Annotated in this window: 12 protein-coding genes; 1 reads left to right on the top strand and 11 read right to left on the bottom strand. The window is 57.1% G+C overall.

The annotated features are described in order from the left end of the window. Positions 1-65 precede the first annotated feature (65 nt). From FBR45_RS18855 to FBR45_RS18825, 7 genes are all read right to left on the bottom strand, one after another. On the bottom strand, positions 66-893 hold the full coding sequence (locus FBR45_RS18855; RefSeq protein ID WP_138505142.1) for a DUF4097 family beta strand repeat-containing protein: 828 nt from the start codon (positions 891-893) through the stop codon (positions 66-68). 5 nt (positions 894-898) lie between these two features. After that, positions 899-1756: a DUF4097 family beta strand repeat-containing protein gene (locus FBR45_RS18850; protein WP_138505140.1), complete on the bottom strand. Its 858-nt coding sequence runs from the start codon at positions 1754-1756 to the stop codon at positions 899-901. Between the two features lie 71 nt (positions 1757-1827). Further along, positions 1828-2670, bottom strand: coding sequence for a HEAT repeat domain-containing protein (locus FBR45_RS18845; RefSeq protein WP_246082302.1), 843 nt, complete (start codon positions 2668-2670; stop codon positions 1828-1830). After that, positions 2654-3184: an RNA polymerase sigma factor gene (locus FBR45_RS18840; RefSeq protein ID WP_138505357.1), complete on the bottom strand. Its 531-nt coding sequence runs from the start codon at positions 3182-3184 to the stop codon at positions 2654-2656. The genes FBR45_RS18845 and FBR45_RS18840 overlap by 17 nt, the downstream gene beginning before the upstream one ends. A 205-nt stretch (positions 3185-3389) precedes the next feature. Next, complete coding sequence (locus FBR45_RS18835) at positions 3390-4463, bottom strand: TolB-like translocation protein (protein ID WP_138505138.1); 1074 nt, start codon at positions 4461-4463, stop codon at positions 3390-3392. A gap of 64 nt (positions 4464-4527) precedes the next feature. After that, complete coding sequence (locus FBR45_RS18830) at positions 4528-5214, bottom strand: LytR/AlgR family response regulator transcription factor (RefSeq protein WP_138505135.1); 687 nt, start codon at positions 5212-5214, stop codon at positions 4528-4530. 78 nt (positions 5215-5292) lie between these two features. Beyond that, positions 5293-6864 (bottom strand): sensor histidine kinase, encoded by a 1572-nt coding sequence (locus FBR45_RS18825; RefSeq protein WP_138505133.1) that lies wholly within the window; start codon positions 6862-6864, stop codon positions 5293-5295. A gap of 289 nt (positions 6865-7153) precedes the next feature. Between FBR45_RS18825 and FBR45_RS18820 the strand changes: the two genes are divergently transcribed. Then, complete coding sequence (locus FBR45_RS18820; protein WP_138505131.1) at positions 7154-7933, top strand: hypothetical protein; 780 nt, start codon at positions 7154-7156, stop codon at positions 7931-7933. A 119-nt stretch (positions 7934-8052) separates the two neighbouring features. Here the strand turns inward: FBR45_RS18820 and FBR45_RS18815 are convergent, their stop codons facing one another. The 4 genes from FBR45_RS18815 to FBR45_RS18800 all read right to left on the bottom strand — a co-directional run bounded on the left by FBR45_RS18815 (position 8053) and on the right by FBR45_RS18800 (position 16894). Next, positions 8053-9171, bottom strand: a complete 1119-nt coding sequence (locus tag FBR45_RS18815) for a PA14 domain-containing protein (protein WP_138505129.1) — start codon at positions 9169-9171, stop codon at positions 8053-8055. 316 nt (positions 9172-9487) lie between these two features. After that, complete coding sequence (locus FBR45_RS18810; RefSeq protein ID WP_138505127.1) at positions 9488-11911, bottom strand: ABC transporter permease; 2424 nt, start codon at positions 11909-11911, stop codon at positions 9488-9490. 45 nt (positions 11912-11956) lie between these two features. Further along, positions 11957-14374, bottom strand: a complete 2418-nt coding sequence (locus FBR45_RS18805; protein WP_138505125.1) for an ABC transporter permease — start codon at positions 14372-14374, stop codon at positions 11957-11959. Positions 14375-14509: 135 nt separating this feature from the next. Continuing rightward, positions 14510-16894, bottom strand: coding sequence for an ABC transporter permease (locus FBR45_RS18800; protein WP_138505123.1), 2385 nt, complete (start codon positions 16892-16894; stop codon positions 14510-14512). Positions 16895-17603: the final 709 nt, after the last annotated feature.

The following is a 17603-nucleotide window of genomic DNA, read 5'->3' as shown; positions in this document are numbered from 1 at the left end:
GGCGAAGGGGTTATACTGCTTCGGGTCTTGCCGCTCCGCTGCCAGTTCCTAACGATTTCGGGACCTTACTTCGCTTTGCGGACGTAGATATTGCCGTGCATGTTTTTCATCATGACTTCGGGGCCGCCGTTGTTGATCTTGCCGTATACCCAGTCCTCGACCGAAACCCGGTACATGCCGCCCTGGCTGGTGCGGGTAGCTTTGGGCTGGCTTTTTTCAACGTCGATGTCGAAGTCACTGAACACCTCGCCCATGTCTGATTTCAGCTTCACGTTGGCTTTCATCGAAGCCGGAAACGTAACGTCGACGCGGCCATTCAGCGTCGAGAACGCCATTGGGGCGTTGGCGCCGACCTCCCGGAAAGAGGCTTTCAGCTCGCCGTTGACCGTATGCGCCACGGCCGACCCGCTGATGTTGGTCAGCGTAATAGGTCCGTTAACGTTGTTGATCTCCAGCTCGCCGTCTACGTTTTCGACCGTTATGTCGCCGTTGTTGACGGTGTGCAGCTTGAGCGAGCACCGCTGGGGCACCCGAATGGTCAGGTCAATGGCTTTGTGGTGGCTGTTGCCGCTGACCCGAACGCGGTTGTTCCGCTCTTCGGCCATCAAGTCGAGCGAGTTGCCAGTCGGGATCCGGCGCATCCCGTCGGCGCCGGATCGGTCGCCATTGCTCCGCCCCGACAACCGGGAGCCGGATGTGGCCTCAATAACGACGTCTTTGCCCGACGCACCGACTACATGAATGAACCCGTTGATCAGGTTAACCTCCAGCATACCCGGTTTACCCGGATCGCTCAGCGGCACCACCAGCCGCTCTTTGGCGTCGGTCTGGGCCAGGATAGGTGCCGTTCCGGCCAGGAACAGAACAAGGAGGATGTTTACTAGCTTATTCATACAAATCAGGATTGCTTTTTGATGTACACATTACCGTTGAAGGTCTCGAACCGAAAGACCTTGCCACCGTTGCCCAGCCGGATGGCGGTTGTCCGGCTGAGTTTGTAGACCGTTTTACCATCGCGTCGTTCTTCATTTTTGGTGACCTGGGCGGGGAGCATCTCGGCGTCGGGAAAATCGGTATAAAACTCGCCCTGAAACGTCTTGAACTGAAGATCGGCCGACAGATTGGCCGGGTAGTTTACCCGAATGTTGCCGTTCAGGGTATAATACGACGACTCGTCGGGTGGGCTGGCGAGGTAGTTGACGTCGACATTGCCGTTTACGGTATGGACGTCTGTAGTGCCGCGTACATTGGTCAGTGCAATAGCCCCGTTCACGTTACGAACCCGCAGCGCACCCGCCACGTTCTGCACCGTTACGTCGCCCCGGTTTATGGTCGAGACCCTGATGTTCATCTGACGCGGCACCTTAACCGTGAAGTCGAGCGTGAAGTCATACTCGATGTCTTGATTATTGCGGTTGTTACGGTTGGGTCGCGAATCGAACGGCTCCGCTATGTAGGCCATGATGGTATCGCCCTTCTGCTCGAACTGAAGTTTTAGCTCCCGTTTGCCAGTGGCCAGGTCTTCTTTGTTCTTCGCCGTGATGCGCTTGTTCACCTCGAACGTCACCTTGTTGTCCGTTGTCCCATCGACCCTGATAAAGCCGTGGATGTTGTAGATCACCAGCGTACTGGCGGCTGCCCCGCCGGGCAGGCTAAACTCGCGGCTGATCCGCTCCGTGTCTTCCTGTGACTGCGCCACCGACTGGGCACAAGACATCACCAGCCCCGCCAGAACGGGGAGCAATAGTTGTTTCATGGTTTGATACGAGTTAGTGACTCAGCGAACGAATGACCGGGGCCTGACTACCCGCTTACCGGCCCGTTGGTTTACGATAGTTCGCGGATTGTTTTTTCCAGCTTAGTTTTCACCAGATCGTCGATACCTTCCTGCCGGAGCATCTGGCGGAGCGGTTTCAGCGATCGTTTTTCCTGCAACTTCACCATCACATCGGCCAGGGCTACCTGCACCAGGGGCGACTCCTGCCGCGTCAGCGATTGCACCAGCCCTTCGCGCACCCTCGGATCGTGGGCCCGTTCGGCCAGGGCCTCCAGCGTCACCAGCCGTACGTTCACATTGGGGTCGTTGTTGAGCGTTGTCAGCAATGCATCGACCACCCGGCTGTCGGCCTCGCCGATGTCTTTGGTGTAGCTGACCGCCCGCAGCCGCTCCGTAGCCGACGGGTTCTCCAGCAGCGAGAGCATCATCATTTCGCGCATTTCCTGCATCTGCACCGACAGCGTATCGATCCGCTGCTGGTACGCTACGTCGGCCGACCGGCCATTCGGTAGCCAGTACCCGATACCCACCCCAACGCCGAGCAGAAGTAATCCGTAGGCCAGCCGCGACCCCACGCTACCCGACCCCATCGGTGGCACCCACGACCGGAGCCGGGCCCAGATGGTAGGTGGCGCCACTGGCTCCGTAGCCTCAAAGGTGTCGAGCATGGCGTAGAACCGGGTACGCATGGCCGGGCCCGGCGCAGGCGTTGGTACGGCCTTCAGCTGCTGCCAGAGCTGCTGACTGGCAGCCAGCTCGGCCCGGCAGTCGGGACACTGAGCCAGGTGGGCATCGAGGGCGGCCCGTTCGGTGATCGACAGCTCGTCGGTCAGCCAGCCGGGCAGGCTCAGGCGGGCGCTCTCGCAGGCTATGGATTTATCGGTTGTACTCACTGTTCAGATATAGCTTTTTCAATTCGTTCATGGCCCGGTGAACCCGCACCTTCACGGCCCCTTCCGTACAGTTCAGAATCCGGGCAATCTCTTCGTACTTTAACTCCTGGTACCGGCTCAGCACCAGTACTTCGCGATGTTCGGCGCTAAGCCGGGCCAGCGCTTTTTCCAGCATGGCCAGTTCCTGCTCTTTTTGCAACGGCTCGTCGGCCATCGGGCCTCCGCCGATTCGTTCAGCATAATCGGCCACGTCATGGTGGTGAGCCGACCGTTTGTGCTGCTGCGCCGAATCGACCACTACGTTGCGGGCCAGGTGGTACATCCAGGTGCGGAACGAGCCCTCACCGGTGAACGTATGGCGGTATTTGAGCATGCGGTAAAACACCGTCTGCACCATGTCTTCACTGGCGTCGGGGTTGCTGCTCATGTGGTACAGGAAGCCGAAAAGTTCACGATGGTACCGCTCAAACAGTAAGCCCATCTTGTTCAAATCGCCCGCCTTAACCTTAAGCATCAGGGCATTGTCCGTCAGTGAGTTCAAGCGTTCGTAAAAAGAGGTTCAGGAATTTGGCGTGAAAACCGCCGATCGGGATCAAGGTTACCGAAAAAGTCAGATTTTTTTTTGGGTGTCGATTATCGAGCGGAAATCGGGCTGTCGATCCGCCGGCATATCTGGCTGGAAAACAAACATACCAGACTCATCGAGGGTCGTATCGATACTAGTCGGGCTTAGCGCGCCGGGTAGCTTTACCCGACTGGGCGGCTTTGTTCTGCTCGTATTTTTTGAGGTCGAACAGGAAGATGCCTTTCCCATCGCCTGCTCCCCGCTGGTAGCCGAACTGGTGAGCAATTAGCGTACCTGTTTTGTCAACAACGGGATTGTCTGACCGCAACCGGTTTGGATAGCGGGTCGAAAAATCGGCCAGGCGCTCCACGGCCCCGCTCCCATCCAGCCGCAACCTGTAAATATCCAGCTTGTATTTGTTCCGCTCGTTCATGGGCTGATGCCGGTCGCTTTCGATCAGTACATACTGCCCATCCGGAAAGATACCCTCTACTTCGTTGTAGCTGTCGGGCAGATTCGTGTACCTGGTGGTGGTTCCGGTACGCAGGTTGAACCCATACGCCTGCGAGTGATGATACTGATCGTTTGCATCGCCCCAGTAGTGGGTATAGATCAGTTCTTCATCCTGCGGAGGCCTGAAATCCTGCGTCTCCAGCCGAACGTAGGCCGCCGAGTCGCGGTAGGATACAATGGTTTTGACGTCGGCCAGTTCAGGCACCCCGTCCACATACCGGATCTGGCCCATTTTTATATCCCGCTGGCCGGGGAGGGTCCAGGCAATCTGCATCTTTTTTTTGGAGACGGCGGGGCCTTCATCGCAGTAGGCACCCAGCGGATACGGCTTGTTGAGGTTGTCTTTTTTGAGGATATACAGCCCTAGCCCCGTATGCCGGTCCTTCTCGGGATTGGTCGCGTCGAACGTAGTACCGCCCATGGCCAGCAGTAGATCGCCATTGGGCAGACACTGCGCCCGGTAAATGCCACCGTGGTAGAAGTTGGCCGTTACGGCAGTCACCTCCCGGGTTTTGATGTTGATCCTGAACACATCGCCAACCAGCTTGTTCAGGAAATAGATGTTTTCGGATGTCTCGTCCCACTCAGGCCGTACCCCCCAGGTGGTTAGTACCGAAAAATGGGAAGGCAACTCCTTCGCAATGGACTCGATCGACTGCGTCCACGCATGACGGCCCAATACACTCATTAGCAAGGCAACGGCTAGTTTTTTCATAGGAGTAGTGAAAGCATAGTGTACTCTAGGATGACTCGTTATTGTTGATTTTCGTCCGGGCGCGCTACAGCCGGGTTCGGATTAGGGCCAGGGCATCTTCGTACGAGGCTCCGATCGGAATAACGTGGCTCCCCACTGTAATCTCCTGACGGGCCAGCCGGGTGATCTTGGGGATGGCCACGCAGTACGACCGGTGAACGCGCACAAAGCGGTCGGGCGGCAGTTGCTGGAGCAGGTCGGCCATGGTCTGGCGGCTGAGCAGCTTCCGGCCCGTCAGCACCAGCGACAGGTAGTTACCCTCCGCTTCGACGTACAGGATCTCGTCCAGCAGCACTTTTTCTTCTTCGTACCCGGTTTTGACGAATATAAACTCCGGCGCGCCCCCCGCCCGCAGCGTGTGTATATCGAGCGCTTTGGTACAGGCTTTCAGAAACCGGGCCAGCGAGAATGGCTTCAGCAGATAATCGACGGCATCCAGCTCGAACCCTTCGACGGCAAAGTCGGAATAGGCGGTAGTGAAAATAACCATCGGCACTCTGGGCAGGCATTTGACCAGGTCGATCCCCGAAATGTCGGGCATTTTGACGTCGAGGAAAAGCAGATCGACGCGGTTCGTCTGGAGCCAGGCAATGGCATCGAACGCATCGGTGAAGCTGGCCTTCAGGTCCAGAAACGGAACCCGGGCCGCGTGGAGCCGAATAACATCCAGCGCCTGGGGCTCGTCATCAACAGCAAGCGCAGTCAGGGACATAACAGGCTAGTTTTTTCACTGTTTGGCATATGACTAACAAGATACAACTTTTGTGTCCTGGCGAGCAACCTTCCCGCGTTACCAGTACACCAGCGTCAGCGAGACAAAATAATCCTGGTCCGACTGCTGAATGGCGAGCTGGTGGCGGCCGGGGTAGATCAGGTCGAGCCGTTTGCGAACGTTGTCGAGCCCAACGCCGGAGCGGTCTTCTTCCGGGTCGTGTCGATCGGCCGATGCCGGGTCGGTTGACCTGACAGGCCGGGAGTTATGAACCTTAAAGTAGAGCCGGGTATCGTCCAGCGTCAGGGTGATGTAAATCCAGGACGGCTGCCGCAGGCTGATGCCGTGCTTGAAGGCGTTTTCGACAAAAGGAATCAGCATCATGGGCGCCAGATAAATAGCCCGGACCGGCTCCTGAATGGTAACCCGAATGTCAATGTCGTGAGTTGGGTCGATCCGCATCCGCTGCAGCTCGATGTAGTTGCGCAGATACTCCACTTCCTTGTTGAGCGGGATACGGTCGCGGTTGTTTTCCTGCAACATGAACCGCATCATATCGCCCAGCTTCTGGATGCCATCGGCCGTTTTTTCGCTGTTTTCTTTCAGGGCCGTAGCATACAGGCTGTTGAGGGCGTTGAACAGAAAATGCGGGTTGATCTGAGCCCGCAGGCTCGCCAGCTCTGCCGACTTTGCCGACACCTGCGTCTGTAACAGCTGATTTTCCCGGGTCAGCACCCGGCGCAGGTAAGCACTCGTTACGGCCCCCACCACCACCACCGCCGTAAACGAGATGATGGTATCCGACGCGTAGTAATAGAAGTTTGTGCTGGCGCCCCATAGGATCGTTGTCGCCGTTACCGCCAGGAGCAGTACGGCGGCTATGTGAACAAACAGACCCGACAACTGGGGGGCCTTCAGCGCGGGCAGCACGTAGCGGTAAATATAGGCCTGGAGAAAAAGAATCTCCAGCACAAGGCCCAGCATCAGCAGCCCATCACGAAGCCCGGCGCGCCATAAGACCGGTGGCAGGTTTCCCGTCAGCGCAAACGACGTTGCCAGCACGCTGACCCCCATCAACAGCAAAAAACTCACGATCCTGAAGTGGCCTTCGGACTCGCCGGCAATCCGGCGCGCCAGAAAGGTGTAGTAGCCAAAGGCCGCTTCGTAGGCGGTTAGTATAATACCGACCCCGATGGCATCGGCCAGCACCAGCCGTTTGCGGTATAGCGAGTAAACAGCCAGGCCGATTACCCGGCCGCTCTCGTCGTGCTGGTAACGTACGTAGAGCCGCATGTAGTGGTATATAAAAACGGCGGTAAGGATCATCACGCCCGCCAGGACGGCATAGAGCCAGGCACGCGGGTCGTCAGGCTGACGCTGCAGGGCGGGTGCTGCCAACTGGTGAAGAACATACCAGGCACCCAGCAACAGGCAAGCCCCCGCTATGAGCGGAACATTGGTATGCAGGGTATGGTCATACGAGCCCAGATGCCGCCAGAACGTAGCGGGCGCCACCCCATTACCAGCCGCTGACCCAACGAGGCCGTCGATCCGGTCAACCTCTTCGAGGAGTCGCCTGACCACGTAAAGGACCGTAACACTCACCACAAAAATTAGCTCATACCGCCGAATACTCTGTCCATTCCGCATTGCTTTATTCGATTTTTGATCAAAGCTAAGCGGGTCCGGCCGACGCCGGGAAGAAATGGGACAGACCTACCCAAAAATGGGGCGAACCCGGTTTCTGACCCCGTTTTCACCCCTATTCGTCATCGTCTGCGGTACGCCCGACCCGGCTCCCCACCGCATTGGGCACTGCGCAGGCGGATTGCCACGGCATCAACCCGGCCGAAGGCAGCCGGTAAAAATCCCGGTTATAACGACCCGAAATAAGTAGAAAGCCGACCGATGTTCGATTTTGTCACTAAACTCTTTTTCTGTGAAACACCGACTTTCCTCCCTATTCTTCTGTCTCTTTCTTGCAGCTACTGCGCTGGCTCAGTCCGTACCGCCGAAGACGTATACTTACCTGATTTTTCATAAGCTGGCACCGGGCAAAACCATTCAGGATGCCCTGCCGGTCGAGCGCGAATGGAAAGCCATTAACCAGGCTGCCGTTGACGAGGGTAAACTCATCGGCTGGCACATGATGGTAAAGCAGTTCAGCTCAAATCCGAACCCCAGTGAGTACGATTACGTCACCTGCATTGTTTCGCCCAATATGGGTATCAACGGCGCGTCGGCCGCTGCAATGGCTAAACTCTACGGCGACAGTGTACAGGTACGCATGGCCGACCTCAACCGGCGCGATCGGCTGACGGCTCCGGTGGTAAAAATCGAAATCTGGGAAAACACCGATGCACTGTTCGGCCCTGACTTCGGCCCCGGCAAAACCTCAACGGTGGTTGTCGACTTCCTCAAGCTCCGCGATCCGCTGGCCGACGGGACGGGGGCGGTAGCGTCGCTGAAGCAGGCGGGCGCTGCGCAGATCAGTCAGAAACGGCTCGGTGGCTGGGCGTTCTCGACGCTGATGGTCCCCAACGGCAGTGAGAAAGGATACGGCTTCGCCATGGCCCGCCCCATGACCGGCCTGAACGTCCTGGCCGAACCCGCCGACCCCAAGCTGGCAGCCGCCCAGAAGCAGCTGACCCGTACGTTCGAGGTTGTCCGGCAGGAAGTATTCCGGTTCGAGCAATACACCGTCCGCCCGGGTAAATAGACCGATGGGCCTGGGCTAATTTGGATTGTAGAGGGGGCGTCTGTGCAACCTGGCTACCGACATGCTACCGACGCTGCGCTGTTACGTCCCTACGGGACGGTGGGTGGGGATAATACACCTTATTTCAGGATAAATTCGACGCGCCGGTTTCGGGACCGGCCGTCTTCGGTGTCGTTATCGGCAATGGGCCGCGACCCGCCGTACCCGTTCGCTTCGATACGGTTATCGGCAATACCGTGCCGGATCAGGTAATTCATAACCACCTTCGCCCGGTATTCCGACAGCACCTGGTTCAGGCGCGGGTCGCCCACGTTATCGGTATGGCCCATCACCTCGATACGCCAGTGGGCCTGCTGCCGCAAGCGCTCAACCAGCTTGTCCAACTCGGGGAACGACTCGGGCAGCAACACATAGCTGCTCTGCTCGAACTGGACATGCCGCAGGGTAACGGGCATGGCAACCGCCGACTCAGAAACGGGCGGTTCATTCCTGGGCACCACCCTGGCAACGACCGCTGACGACGACGCGGGGGACGGCACCGGCCGTTGAACGGCAGTAACGGGCGGTACCGGACGAACAGAAGCCGGTTTGACAGACTTTACCGTAGCCAGCGCCGGTGGCCGGGCAACCGGTTTGGGCGGGGTGGCCCGCACCAGCCCCGACACTGGTGGCAGCGCAGCGGGTTTGGGCGCTGCCACAACAGGTGGAGCCTGTTGCCGAAAATAACGGGCCGCGATGGGCTCCATGGGCCGGTTGATATCCACCGACAGGGGCGCTTTCGGATCGGGTCGTTGCCAGAACAATTCCAGAACGCCCCCGAGCATGGCGTTGAAATACTCTACTTTCATATCATAGTAACGCCCGGCTTCCAGCACCACGGTTCCCGTAAAATGATTGGAGTCGTTGAGTTGCCAGACGTCCATAACCTTCCGGTTACCGACCCACACCCGAATGCCGTCATCGACTTTGGCGTAAAACGTATACCGACCCGAGACCGGCGCCAGGATTTTTCCGGTCCAGCGTATGGAATAGTACGAATAGTCGAGGCCCGGGGCCGGACTGCTGGATTTCCAGGAGAACCGCAGTTCAGGGTCGATGCGGGTAAGGATTTTCTTTTCGAAGTTGCTGCCGTTGTAGTATTCTCCTTTCAGGCCCTGCTGCGCTATAGCCGTCCCCACCAATAGCCAAAGGGAAACCCCCAGCCAACCAAATCCTGTCCTGATGTCAGCACACTTCATAGCCGCGAGACCTAGTGTTTAACCTGCCCTCAAGATAGTCAAACACTACGTATGACAGAAGCGTCTGGCCACGCGAACCGCCATGACGTTGCCGAATTCAGCAGAAACTCACAGCCACCCTGCCCACCTCCGTGGTCCGTGCGGTCGGCACCCCTCACCGTGGTCTGTGTCCGCACGGACCACTCATGCGTCAGCAACAAAACCATCCGGACAGGTGGTCCGACTGCGCGTCCCGGACTGCGCTTCTCGGTGAGGACACGGACCACGGTGTCAAACTCACTCATCGCTCATCATTCATCATTCATCACTCCCAATCCTATTCGGATCGCAGCGACGTTACGGGGTTGGTCAGAGCGGCTTTGACGCTTTGGAAACTGACCGTCAGCAGCGCGATGGTTACGGCTATCAGACCCGCCAGCGCAAACACCCACCACTCGACATCGATCTTGTAGGCAAAATCCTGAAGCCAGCGGTTCATAGCATACCAGGCTACCGGCGAGGCCAGCGCAATGGCCAGCAGCACCGGTTTCAGCACATCGCGCGACAGCAGACTCACCACGCTGGTTGTACTGGCTCCCAGTACCTTGCGAACCCCAATCTCTTTCCGGCGTTGTTCAGCCGTGAACATGGCCAGGCCGAGCAGGCCCAGGCAGGCCACGAAGATGGTCAGGCCCGCAAAGACGCCCAGAAGCTGACCGGTGAGCTGCTCGGCCCGGTAAGCAGCCAGCACGCTCTCATCCAGGAAATGATAACTGAAAGGAATATCGGTCCGGATCGTTTCCCAGCGCTGTTTCAGACTGGCCAGCAAGCTGCCAACGTCTTTGGTTCTGGCTTTGATGATGACTGAGCCACCCTGGTTGCGCAGGACCATCAGCAGGGGCGCAATCCGTTCGTGGAAAGACCGGAAGTGGAAATCTTTCACGACTCCAATAACCCGGTAGGTAGTGATGCGGCCTTCGTTGTCGGGGTTGCTGATGGTATGTCCCAGCGGATTTCCGGTCCAGCCAAATGCCCGTACGGCGGTTTCGTTCAGGATAATGCCCGCCGAATCGGTCGGAAAGTCGGGTGAGAAATTCCGGCCAGCAACCAGGGTCATACCCATCGTCGGAATGTACTGATGGTCGACATCGTAGCGCAGGGTCTTGGTCAGTTGCCCCCGCTGATCGTCGGCGTACGACATGAAATTGTTATTGTCGGACGGGCCAGCAGGCAGGTAGCCCGACACGCTCACATGCGCCACACGGGCGTCCTGCTCAAGCTGCTCCCGAAACGAAGCCAGGCTACGGCCCAGCCGCCAGGCATCCCGCAGCACAATGACCTGCTCTTTATTATAACCCAGCTTTTTGTGCTGGATGTAGCTGAGCTGCTGGTAAACGACCGCCGTGCCTACCATCAGCAACATCGAGATAAAAAACTGAAAAACCACCAGACCGCTCCGCAGCCCCCCACCCGTCCGGGCCGATCCCGCTGGTGCTCCCTTCAGCACCGCAACGGGCCGGAACGACGACAGAAAAAGAGCCGGGTAGCTGCCAGCCAGCAGTCCTACGACCAACCCCAGCCCCAGTAAACCCGCCAGCAACCAGGGCGTACTCAGCAGGCCAGCGCTCAGTACCTTATCGGTCAGCTCATCGAAAAACGGAATCATCAGAGCAACCAGCCCAACGGCCAGCCCCAGGGCCAGTACGGTCATCAGCACGGACTCGGTCAGAAACTGGCTCGCCAGGCTGAGCCGCGCCGAGCCCAGCGCCTTCCGTACCCCCACCTCTTTCGCCCGTTTCGACGCCCCGGCGGTGCTGAGGTTCATAAAGTTGATACAGGCAATGAGCAGCATAAACACAGCAATGACGCCAAAAATGTAGACGTATTGAATATCGCTGCCCGCTTCCAGATCATGCGTCAGGTCAGAGCGCAGGTGAATGTCGGTCAGGGGTTGTAAAAACAGGCCAATCTGGTTTCCCTTTTGCAGGAATTGAGTCAGGCTCATACCAAACGCCTGTTGCAGCTGCGGGCCCAGGTGGGTAGCCACCAGCCCGGGCAGTTTGGCTTCCAGCTTCCGGTAGTCGTAGCCCGTCGGCAGCACCAGGTAGGTGTGGTACTCCGAAGTCATCCACGAGGTTGACCGGGCATCGGGAAGACTGGCCAGCGAGACAAAGAAATCGGCATGAAAGTGTGAGTTGGCCGGTACGTTGCGCATAACGCCGGTGATGACAAAGTCGGCATTCCAGCTTTTCACCGTCAGTCGTTTTCCGATGGGACTGGCGTTTCCGAAATACCGCTCGGCCGCAGCGGCTGAGATGACGAGCGTGTTGGGCCGGGCCAGCGCCGTTTTCGCATCGCCCGCCACAAACGGCAGGGTAAAGACCTGAAAAAAGTTGGCGTCGACATAAACGACCCGTTCGTTCGGAAACGACTTATCGCCGTAGCTCACCAGTTGTACTCCAGCCGACCGCAGCCGGGTAGCGTCTTCAACTTCGGGATAGCTGGCCTTCATCACCTGCGCCACGGGTGGCATCACGTGGGCTTCACGAATAGGTTCCCCGTTCATCCTGGACCGGAACACCACCCGCACGATCCGGTCGGCCTTCGCATTGTAACGATCGTAGCTCAGCTCATCAAGAATGAACAGGCTAATCAGCAAACACGTAGCCAGCCCAATGGCGAGCCCGACCAGGTTGATGGCCGAAAAGGCTTTGTTACGGAGCAGGTTCCGCCAGGCAATTTTTATATAGTTCGCTATCATGCTAAAGAAAATGCTGGTAAAGATCGACCCTCACCTCATCGTTCATCACTCCGACCGTAAGCTTTTCACCGGGTTCATCAGCGCGGCTTTCAGGCTTTGGAAACTCACGGTCAGGAACGCGATGGCCAGCGCCAGCAGGCCGGCTACTGCAAACACCCACCATTCCATGTCGATTTTGTACGCAAAGCCCTGCAACCACTGGTGCATGGCATACCAGGCCACCGGTGAGGCAAGCACGATGGCGACCAGCACCAGCCTCAGCAAATCGGCGGAGAGCAACGAAATGATACTGCCTACGCTAGCGCCCAGCACTTTGCGGACGCCAATTTCTTTCGTCCGCTGCTGAGCCGTAAAGGTAGCCAGGCCCAGCAGGCCCAGACACGCCACCAGCAGGGCCATGAGGGTGAAAAAGCCAAACACCTGCCCAAACCGCTCGTCGGCCCGATATTGCTTGTCGTACCGTTCGTCGAGGAACGAGTATTCGAACGGGTCGGTAGGAAAAAAACGGGTCCACGCTTCGCGGACCACCGCAATGGCCTGGGTGGGGTTTCTGTCAGCCAGTTTGATCGAGATCGATCCATTGACGCCCGGATCCAGCCGTAAGATAAGCGGCTCGTAAGCTTCCCGAAGTGACTGCTGGTGAAAATCGTCGACGACCCCTACAATGGTAAGAATGTCGCCCCAGAAGTCGATTTTTTTGCCGAGGGCCTTTTCCGGATCGCTGAAACCCAGTTGCCGGATTCCCGTTTTGTTGAACACAACGGCGCCTTTCTCGCCCAGCCCGGCATCGAAGTTACGGCCCGCAATGAGCTTCATACCGAAGGCGTCGACAAAGTCGTAGTCGACACCGATAACGCGGTACTGCTTGCCTTCATCCTGCGGGGCGCTCTCCAGCCGGATGCCGCCAGCGTTGAACTCGACCTTTTCGCCCGGAATGCTCCCCGATACCGCCACCTGCCTGATGGCAGACTGACGAAGCAGATAATCCTTGAAAGCCCGGGTCTGGCTGATACGGGTCGAATCATTCATCGGCCTGTTCAGCACCAGCGTTTGTCCAATGTCGATGCCCAGATTCTGACTCCGCATGAACTGCAGCTGACGGAATACGGTAATCGTACCGACCAGCAGAAAAACAGAGGCCGAAAACTGAATAACGACGAGTGATTTTCGGAGGATAACCCCTTCCCGGAAAGCGGAAACGCCATTTTTCAGGACTGAAACCGGGTTGAAGCCCGACAGCACAAAGGCAGGATACCCCCCCGACAGCAACGTACCGGCGGTATACATTACTCCAAGACCGAGCCAGAAGCGCCCCGACCGAACGAACGAGTAGGTCAGCTCCTGATCGGTGAAGTGATTGAATAGCGGCAGGGCCAGCAGAATAAGCCCAAATGCCACCACAACGGCGATGAAGTTGAGCAGAGCCGACTCTATCAGAAACTGGCTGATCAGCTGCCGCCGGTACGAGCCAATGGCTTTCCGCACCCCTACTTCCCGGGCCCGGCCAATAGCCCGTGCGGTAGCCAGATTGATGTAGTTGATCCAGGCAATGGCGATGATGAAAAAAGCAACGCAGAGCAGCACATACACCGAATTGCCGTCGCCGTTGGCACCGGCCTCGAACATCAGATGCGAGTACAGATGAATATCGGGCAGGGCCTGCAGGTGCAACATCAGCCCGCTGTTGGTTTTGGGGTCGCGCTGATCCAGGGTCGTAAGCCAGGCGGGGAATTTGGCCGCCAACCGGGCAGGATTAGCGCCTTCTTTCAATACCACATACGTCAGGCAGCCGTCCCAGTCCCAGGTGTTGTCGAAGTTTTTGTCGGGCTCGTTTTTGGGGTTGACCATGCGCTGAAACGTGCTGAACGACATCAGGTAGTCAGCGGCCAGGTGTGAGTTTTTGGGGAAGTCCTGGTAAACACCCGTCACCCGGATCGGGAACTCCCGCTCAATCGTGATCACCTGACCCACGGGGTTAGTGGCTCCAAACAGACGTTGCGCCAGGGAGGCCGAAATAACCCCCGTGTTGGGTTCGGCCAGGGCGGTTCGGGGATCGCCGGTAAGCAGCGAATACGAAAAAACGGAGAAGAACGAAGGCGTAGCAAACGCGCCTTTATCTACCCTGTATTTCCGGTTGTTGACCTCCAGCAGCAGCTTGTCCCGCATGTACACCTTCGCGTACTCGTCTACTTCGTCGAAGGCGCTTTTCAGGTGATTCCCCACGGCAAAAGGGCCACCCGCCCATTCGGTCGAAAGGATACCATGTTCATACCGCTCGGCCGTGACGCGGAAGATCCGGTCGGCTTTTTCGTGGAAGCGATCGTAGCTTCGCTCGAAGGCAACGTACTGTATGATGAGCAGCGTAGCCGCCATACCCATCGCCAGCCCGGCAATGTTGATGAACGAAAACCCTTTGTTCCGGCTGATGTTCCGAAGCGCAATCTTTAGATAATTCGTTAGCATAGCAAAAAGAAAAAAAGGATACGACGACCGCACCAACCCAAGCATGTATCATTCTTCACCGTAGTCCATGGGGATCGGGACGCCGACCGCACGGACCAGGGTGTTGAACTCACTCATCATTCATCATTCCCAATCCTATTCAGATCGCAGCGACGTTACGGGATTGGTCAGGGCCGCTTTGATACTCTGGAAACTAACCGTCAATAACGCGATAACTGCCGTCAGTAAACCCGTCAGAGCCAGCACCCACCACTCGACCTCAATCCGGTAGGCGAAATCCTGCAGCCAGCGGTTGGTAGCATACCAGGCCAGGGGACTAGCAATCACGATCGCGATCACGACCAGCTTCAGAAAATCCCGCGAGAGCAGGCCGACAATGCTGGCCACCGAAGCGCCCAGCACCTTACGAACACCGATCTCCTTGGTCCGCTGCTCGGCCGCAAAGGCAGCCAGCCCGAACAAACCCAGACACGAAATCAGCACCGCCAGCACCGTAAACGACAGCAGTACCTGTGCCTGCTTCTGCTCGGCCTGATACTGCCGGGAGAAGTTCTCATCCAGAAAATGAAACGTCAGGTCGGCCGACGGATCGAACGTTTTATAGACAGCCCGGATGTACGCCAGCGCTTCGGTGGTCTGGTCGGGCCGGACCCGCACGTACAGGTTGTCTTTCTCGGTCGGCGCGGGCATCTGCAAAACCAGCGGCTGAATCTTATGCTGGAGTGAATAGGTATGGAAATCACTGACGACACCCACCACCCGCGCTTCGAACGACACCTCTTTATCGACGAAATATTTGACCCGCTTACCCAGCGGCCGCTGCCACCCCATCTGCCGAACCAGCGCCTGGTTGACCAGCACCGCTCCCGGGCCGTCGCTGGCCGACTCTCTGAAGTTGCGGCCTTCGAGCAGACTGATTTCCAGCGTAGGCAGGTAATCCGCATCGACGGAGAATGTTTGTACCACCTGCGCTGTATTGCTGATGGCGCCGTTCTGCTCGAAGAACATCCCGTTGTCACCAATATTGTTATTGCCGATGGGATTGCTGGCAGCCGCCACCTGCTCGATCAGCGGACTTTTTCGCAACTCATTTTTCAGGGCCTGAACCTGTTTCCGAACGTCGTCGCTATCGAGGTGAAAGGTTAACACCTGGTCTTTGTTGAAGCCCAGATCTTTGTGCAGCGCATAGCCGATCTGCCGGTAAATAACCCACGAACAGGCAATCAGCACCACAGCCGCTACGAACTGAAACACGACCAGCGACTGCCGGAACAGGCCCCCGCCCAGCGGGCTGCTGATACGCCCTTTCAGCGCCACCACCGGCCGGAAACCCGACATCAGCAGGGCCGGGTACAGCCCGCTCACCAGCCCGAGCAGCACGGTGAAGGCCAGCCCCGCCAGCATCGTAGGTAGCCAGCCATACTGGGTCAGGGTCAGGCTCGTACCGGCCAGTTCGTTGAACAGCGTCAGGACCAAATTGGCCAGGAGTAGTCCCAGCCCGGACGACAGTACTGCCATCAGCATCGACTCGGTCAGAAACTGGCCGATCAGCTGCCCGCGTCGGGAGCCAATCGCCTTCCGGACCCCCACTTCACGCGTCCGGGCCACCGCCCGAACCGTGTACAGATTTACGTAGTTGATGCCCGCAATCAGTAAGATCAGCGCGGCCACCAGCGCAAAGGTGTAGATCGTCCGGAGGTTGCCGTTCGGGCTGATTTCGTAATCCAGATGCGACTCCAGGTGAATCGAGGTAATTGGCTGTAGTGCCATCCGATAGTTCAGCTCGCCCATTTCCGACTTCAGGTATTTGGGATAGAAACTGCCCAGCCGCGACTCAAGCGCCTTAGGGTCCGTACCTTTACTGAGCAACAGATACGTATAGAGTTCAAAATTTTGCCAGCCACTGGTATAGTTGGCCGGCAATGACCGCAACGCGCTGAACTGCAAGTGCGAATTGGCGGGCAGGTCGTCGATAACGCCGGTAACCTGATTGGGGAAGTTGTTGGAGAAGGAAACCGTTTGTCCAACGGCGCGGGCTGCATCGCCGAACAGTTTCTCGGCCAGGGTTTTGGTCAGGACGATCGTCTGCGGCCGCGTCAGGGCGGTAGCGGGGTTACCGTACAGAAACGGAAACGAGAACACCTCAAACACCGATGGGTCGGCAAACAGAATCGTGGGTACGTCCAGTTTTTTGTCCTTATAGGTAATCAGGCCACCGCCTTCGGGATGAAACCGCACCGTTTTTTCGATGGCGGGGTACTCGCTTTTGAGCGCATCGGCAAACCGGGCCGAGGTAGGTGCCAGGTTCAGACTCCCGCCCGGCCAGCTGGCGTGGTGTACCACCCGAACGATCCGGTCGGCGTTGGCATGAAACCGATCGTAACTCAGCTCGTGAACAACGTACAGACTCATCAGCCCAACGGCCGCAATGCCAACGCTCATCCCCCCCATGTTGAGCCCGCTGAACAGCCGGTTTTTCCACAAGTTGCGGAGCGCGATTTTCAGATAATTACGAACCATGAGTCTTCGACGTTAAGGTAGACATCTCTGTCCCTGTACCACCAAAACCTGTACCACAAAGCCAATCTACTGATAGTCAGCCACTATTCAACACGAACAGGCGCGTATTCTGTCCGGAAATGGACAGCGTTCCGTACAGTTGCGGACAGCTGTGCGCAGGCCAGGCAGCAGCACCGGTGGCTATCCTGAACAAAGCCCGCACCGAATTCCCGTCTTATTAATCAGCCGACCCGGCATCGGTTGCCACAGCGCCCGTTGCTTAGGTTCAGTACGAGCAAAACTATCCCGGATAAACTGTTCAATCTGTTGGCTGGTGGGTTGATCGCCCATTAAAAAGAAGAAGGCTAACATTGAACAGCCGGTTACACGCTGCCCGGCCCAGCGACTCTCACCAAGACTCCAAAGCCGCCCGTATACGATCTGGAACAGGGGCCAAAGGTGAATAACTACGAGGCTTATCGACTCAAGCAGACGACCGAATCGTCGTCAACTGATTCATAGTTGATCAATATAGACTGTATTTAAACTAGATTCAGTATACGTATGTCAAATTAAGGTCAATAACTTCTCTTTATTTACATCTAACCTACAAATTGTGCTGTTTATTTGGCAAGGATTGACTAATGCTGACTGTATTTTGATTTTAATTTCCTTTTAATATACCAACACTATAGCTTTGATTTTTAGGATTATTCTACTTGTAAATTGA

Origin of the sequence: Spirosoma lacussanchae (assembly GCF_005870035.1) — a bacterium.
GTDB classification, from domain to species: domain Bacteria; phylum Bacteroidota; class Bacteroidia; order Cytophagales; family Spirosomataceae; genus Spirosoma; species Spirosoma lacussanchae.
This window is presented reverse-complemented; position numbering and strand designations above follow the sequence as displayed.

Coding starts and splice junctions, on each gene's coding strand:
- FBR45_RS18840 (WP_138505357.1), bottom strand. CDS start 3,184: ATGCTTAAGGTTAAGGCGGGCGATTTGAACAAGATGGGCTTACTGTTT.
- FBR45_RS18830 (WP_138505135.1), bottom strand. CDS start 5,214: ATGTCCCTGACTGCGCTTGCTGTTGATGACGAGCCCCAGGCGCTGGAT.
- FBR45_RS18810 (WP_138505127.1), bottom strand. CDS start 11,911: ATGATAGCGAACTATATAAAAATTGCCTGGCGGAACCTGCTCCGTAAC.
- FBR45_RS18835 (WP_138505138.1), bottom strand. CDS start 4,463: ATGAAAAAACTAGCCGTTGCCTTGCTAATGAGTGTATTGGGCCGTCAT.
- FBR45_RS18815 (WP_138505129.1), bottom strand. CDS start 9,171: ATGAAGTGTGCTGACATCAGGACAGGATTTGGTTGGCTGGGGGTTTCC.
- FBR45_RS18850 (WP_138505140.1), bottom strand. CDS start 1,756: ATGAAACAACTATTGCTCCCCGTTCTGGCGGGGCTGGTGATGTCTTGT.
- FBR45_RS18805 (WP_138505125.1), bottom strand. CDS start 14,374: ATGCTAACGAATTATCTAAAGATTGCGCTTCGGAACATCAGCCGGAAC.
- FBR45_RS18825 (WP_138505133.1), bottom strand. CDS start 6,864: ATGCGGAATGGACAGAGTATTCGGCGGTATGAGCTAATTTTTGTGGTG.
- FBR45_RS18800 (WP_138505123.1), bottom strand. CDS start 16,894: ATGGTTCGTAATTATCTGAAAATCGCGCTCCGCAACTTGTGGAAAAAC.
- FBR45_RS18855 (WP_138505142.1), bottom strand. CDS start 893: ATGAATAAGCTAGTAAACATCCTCCTTGTTCTGTTCCTGGCCGGAACG.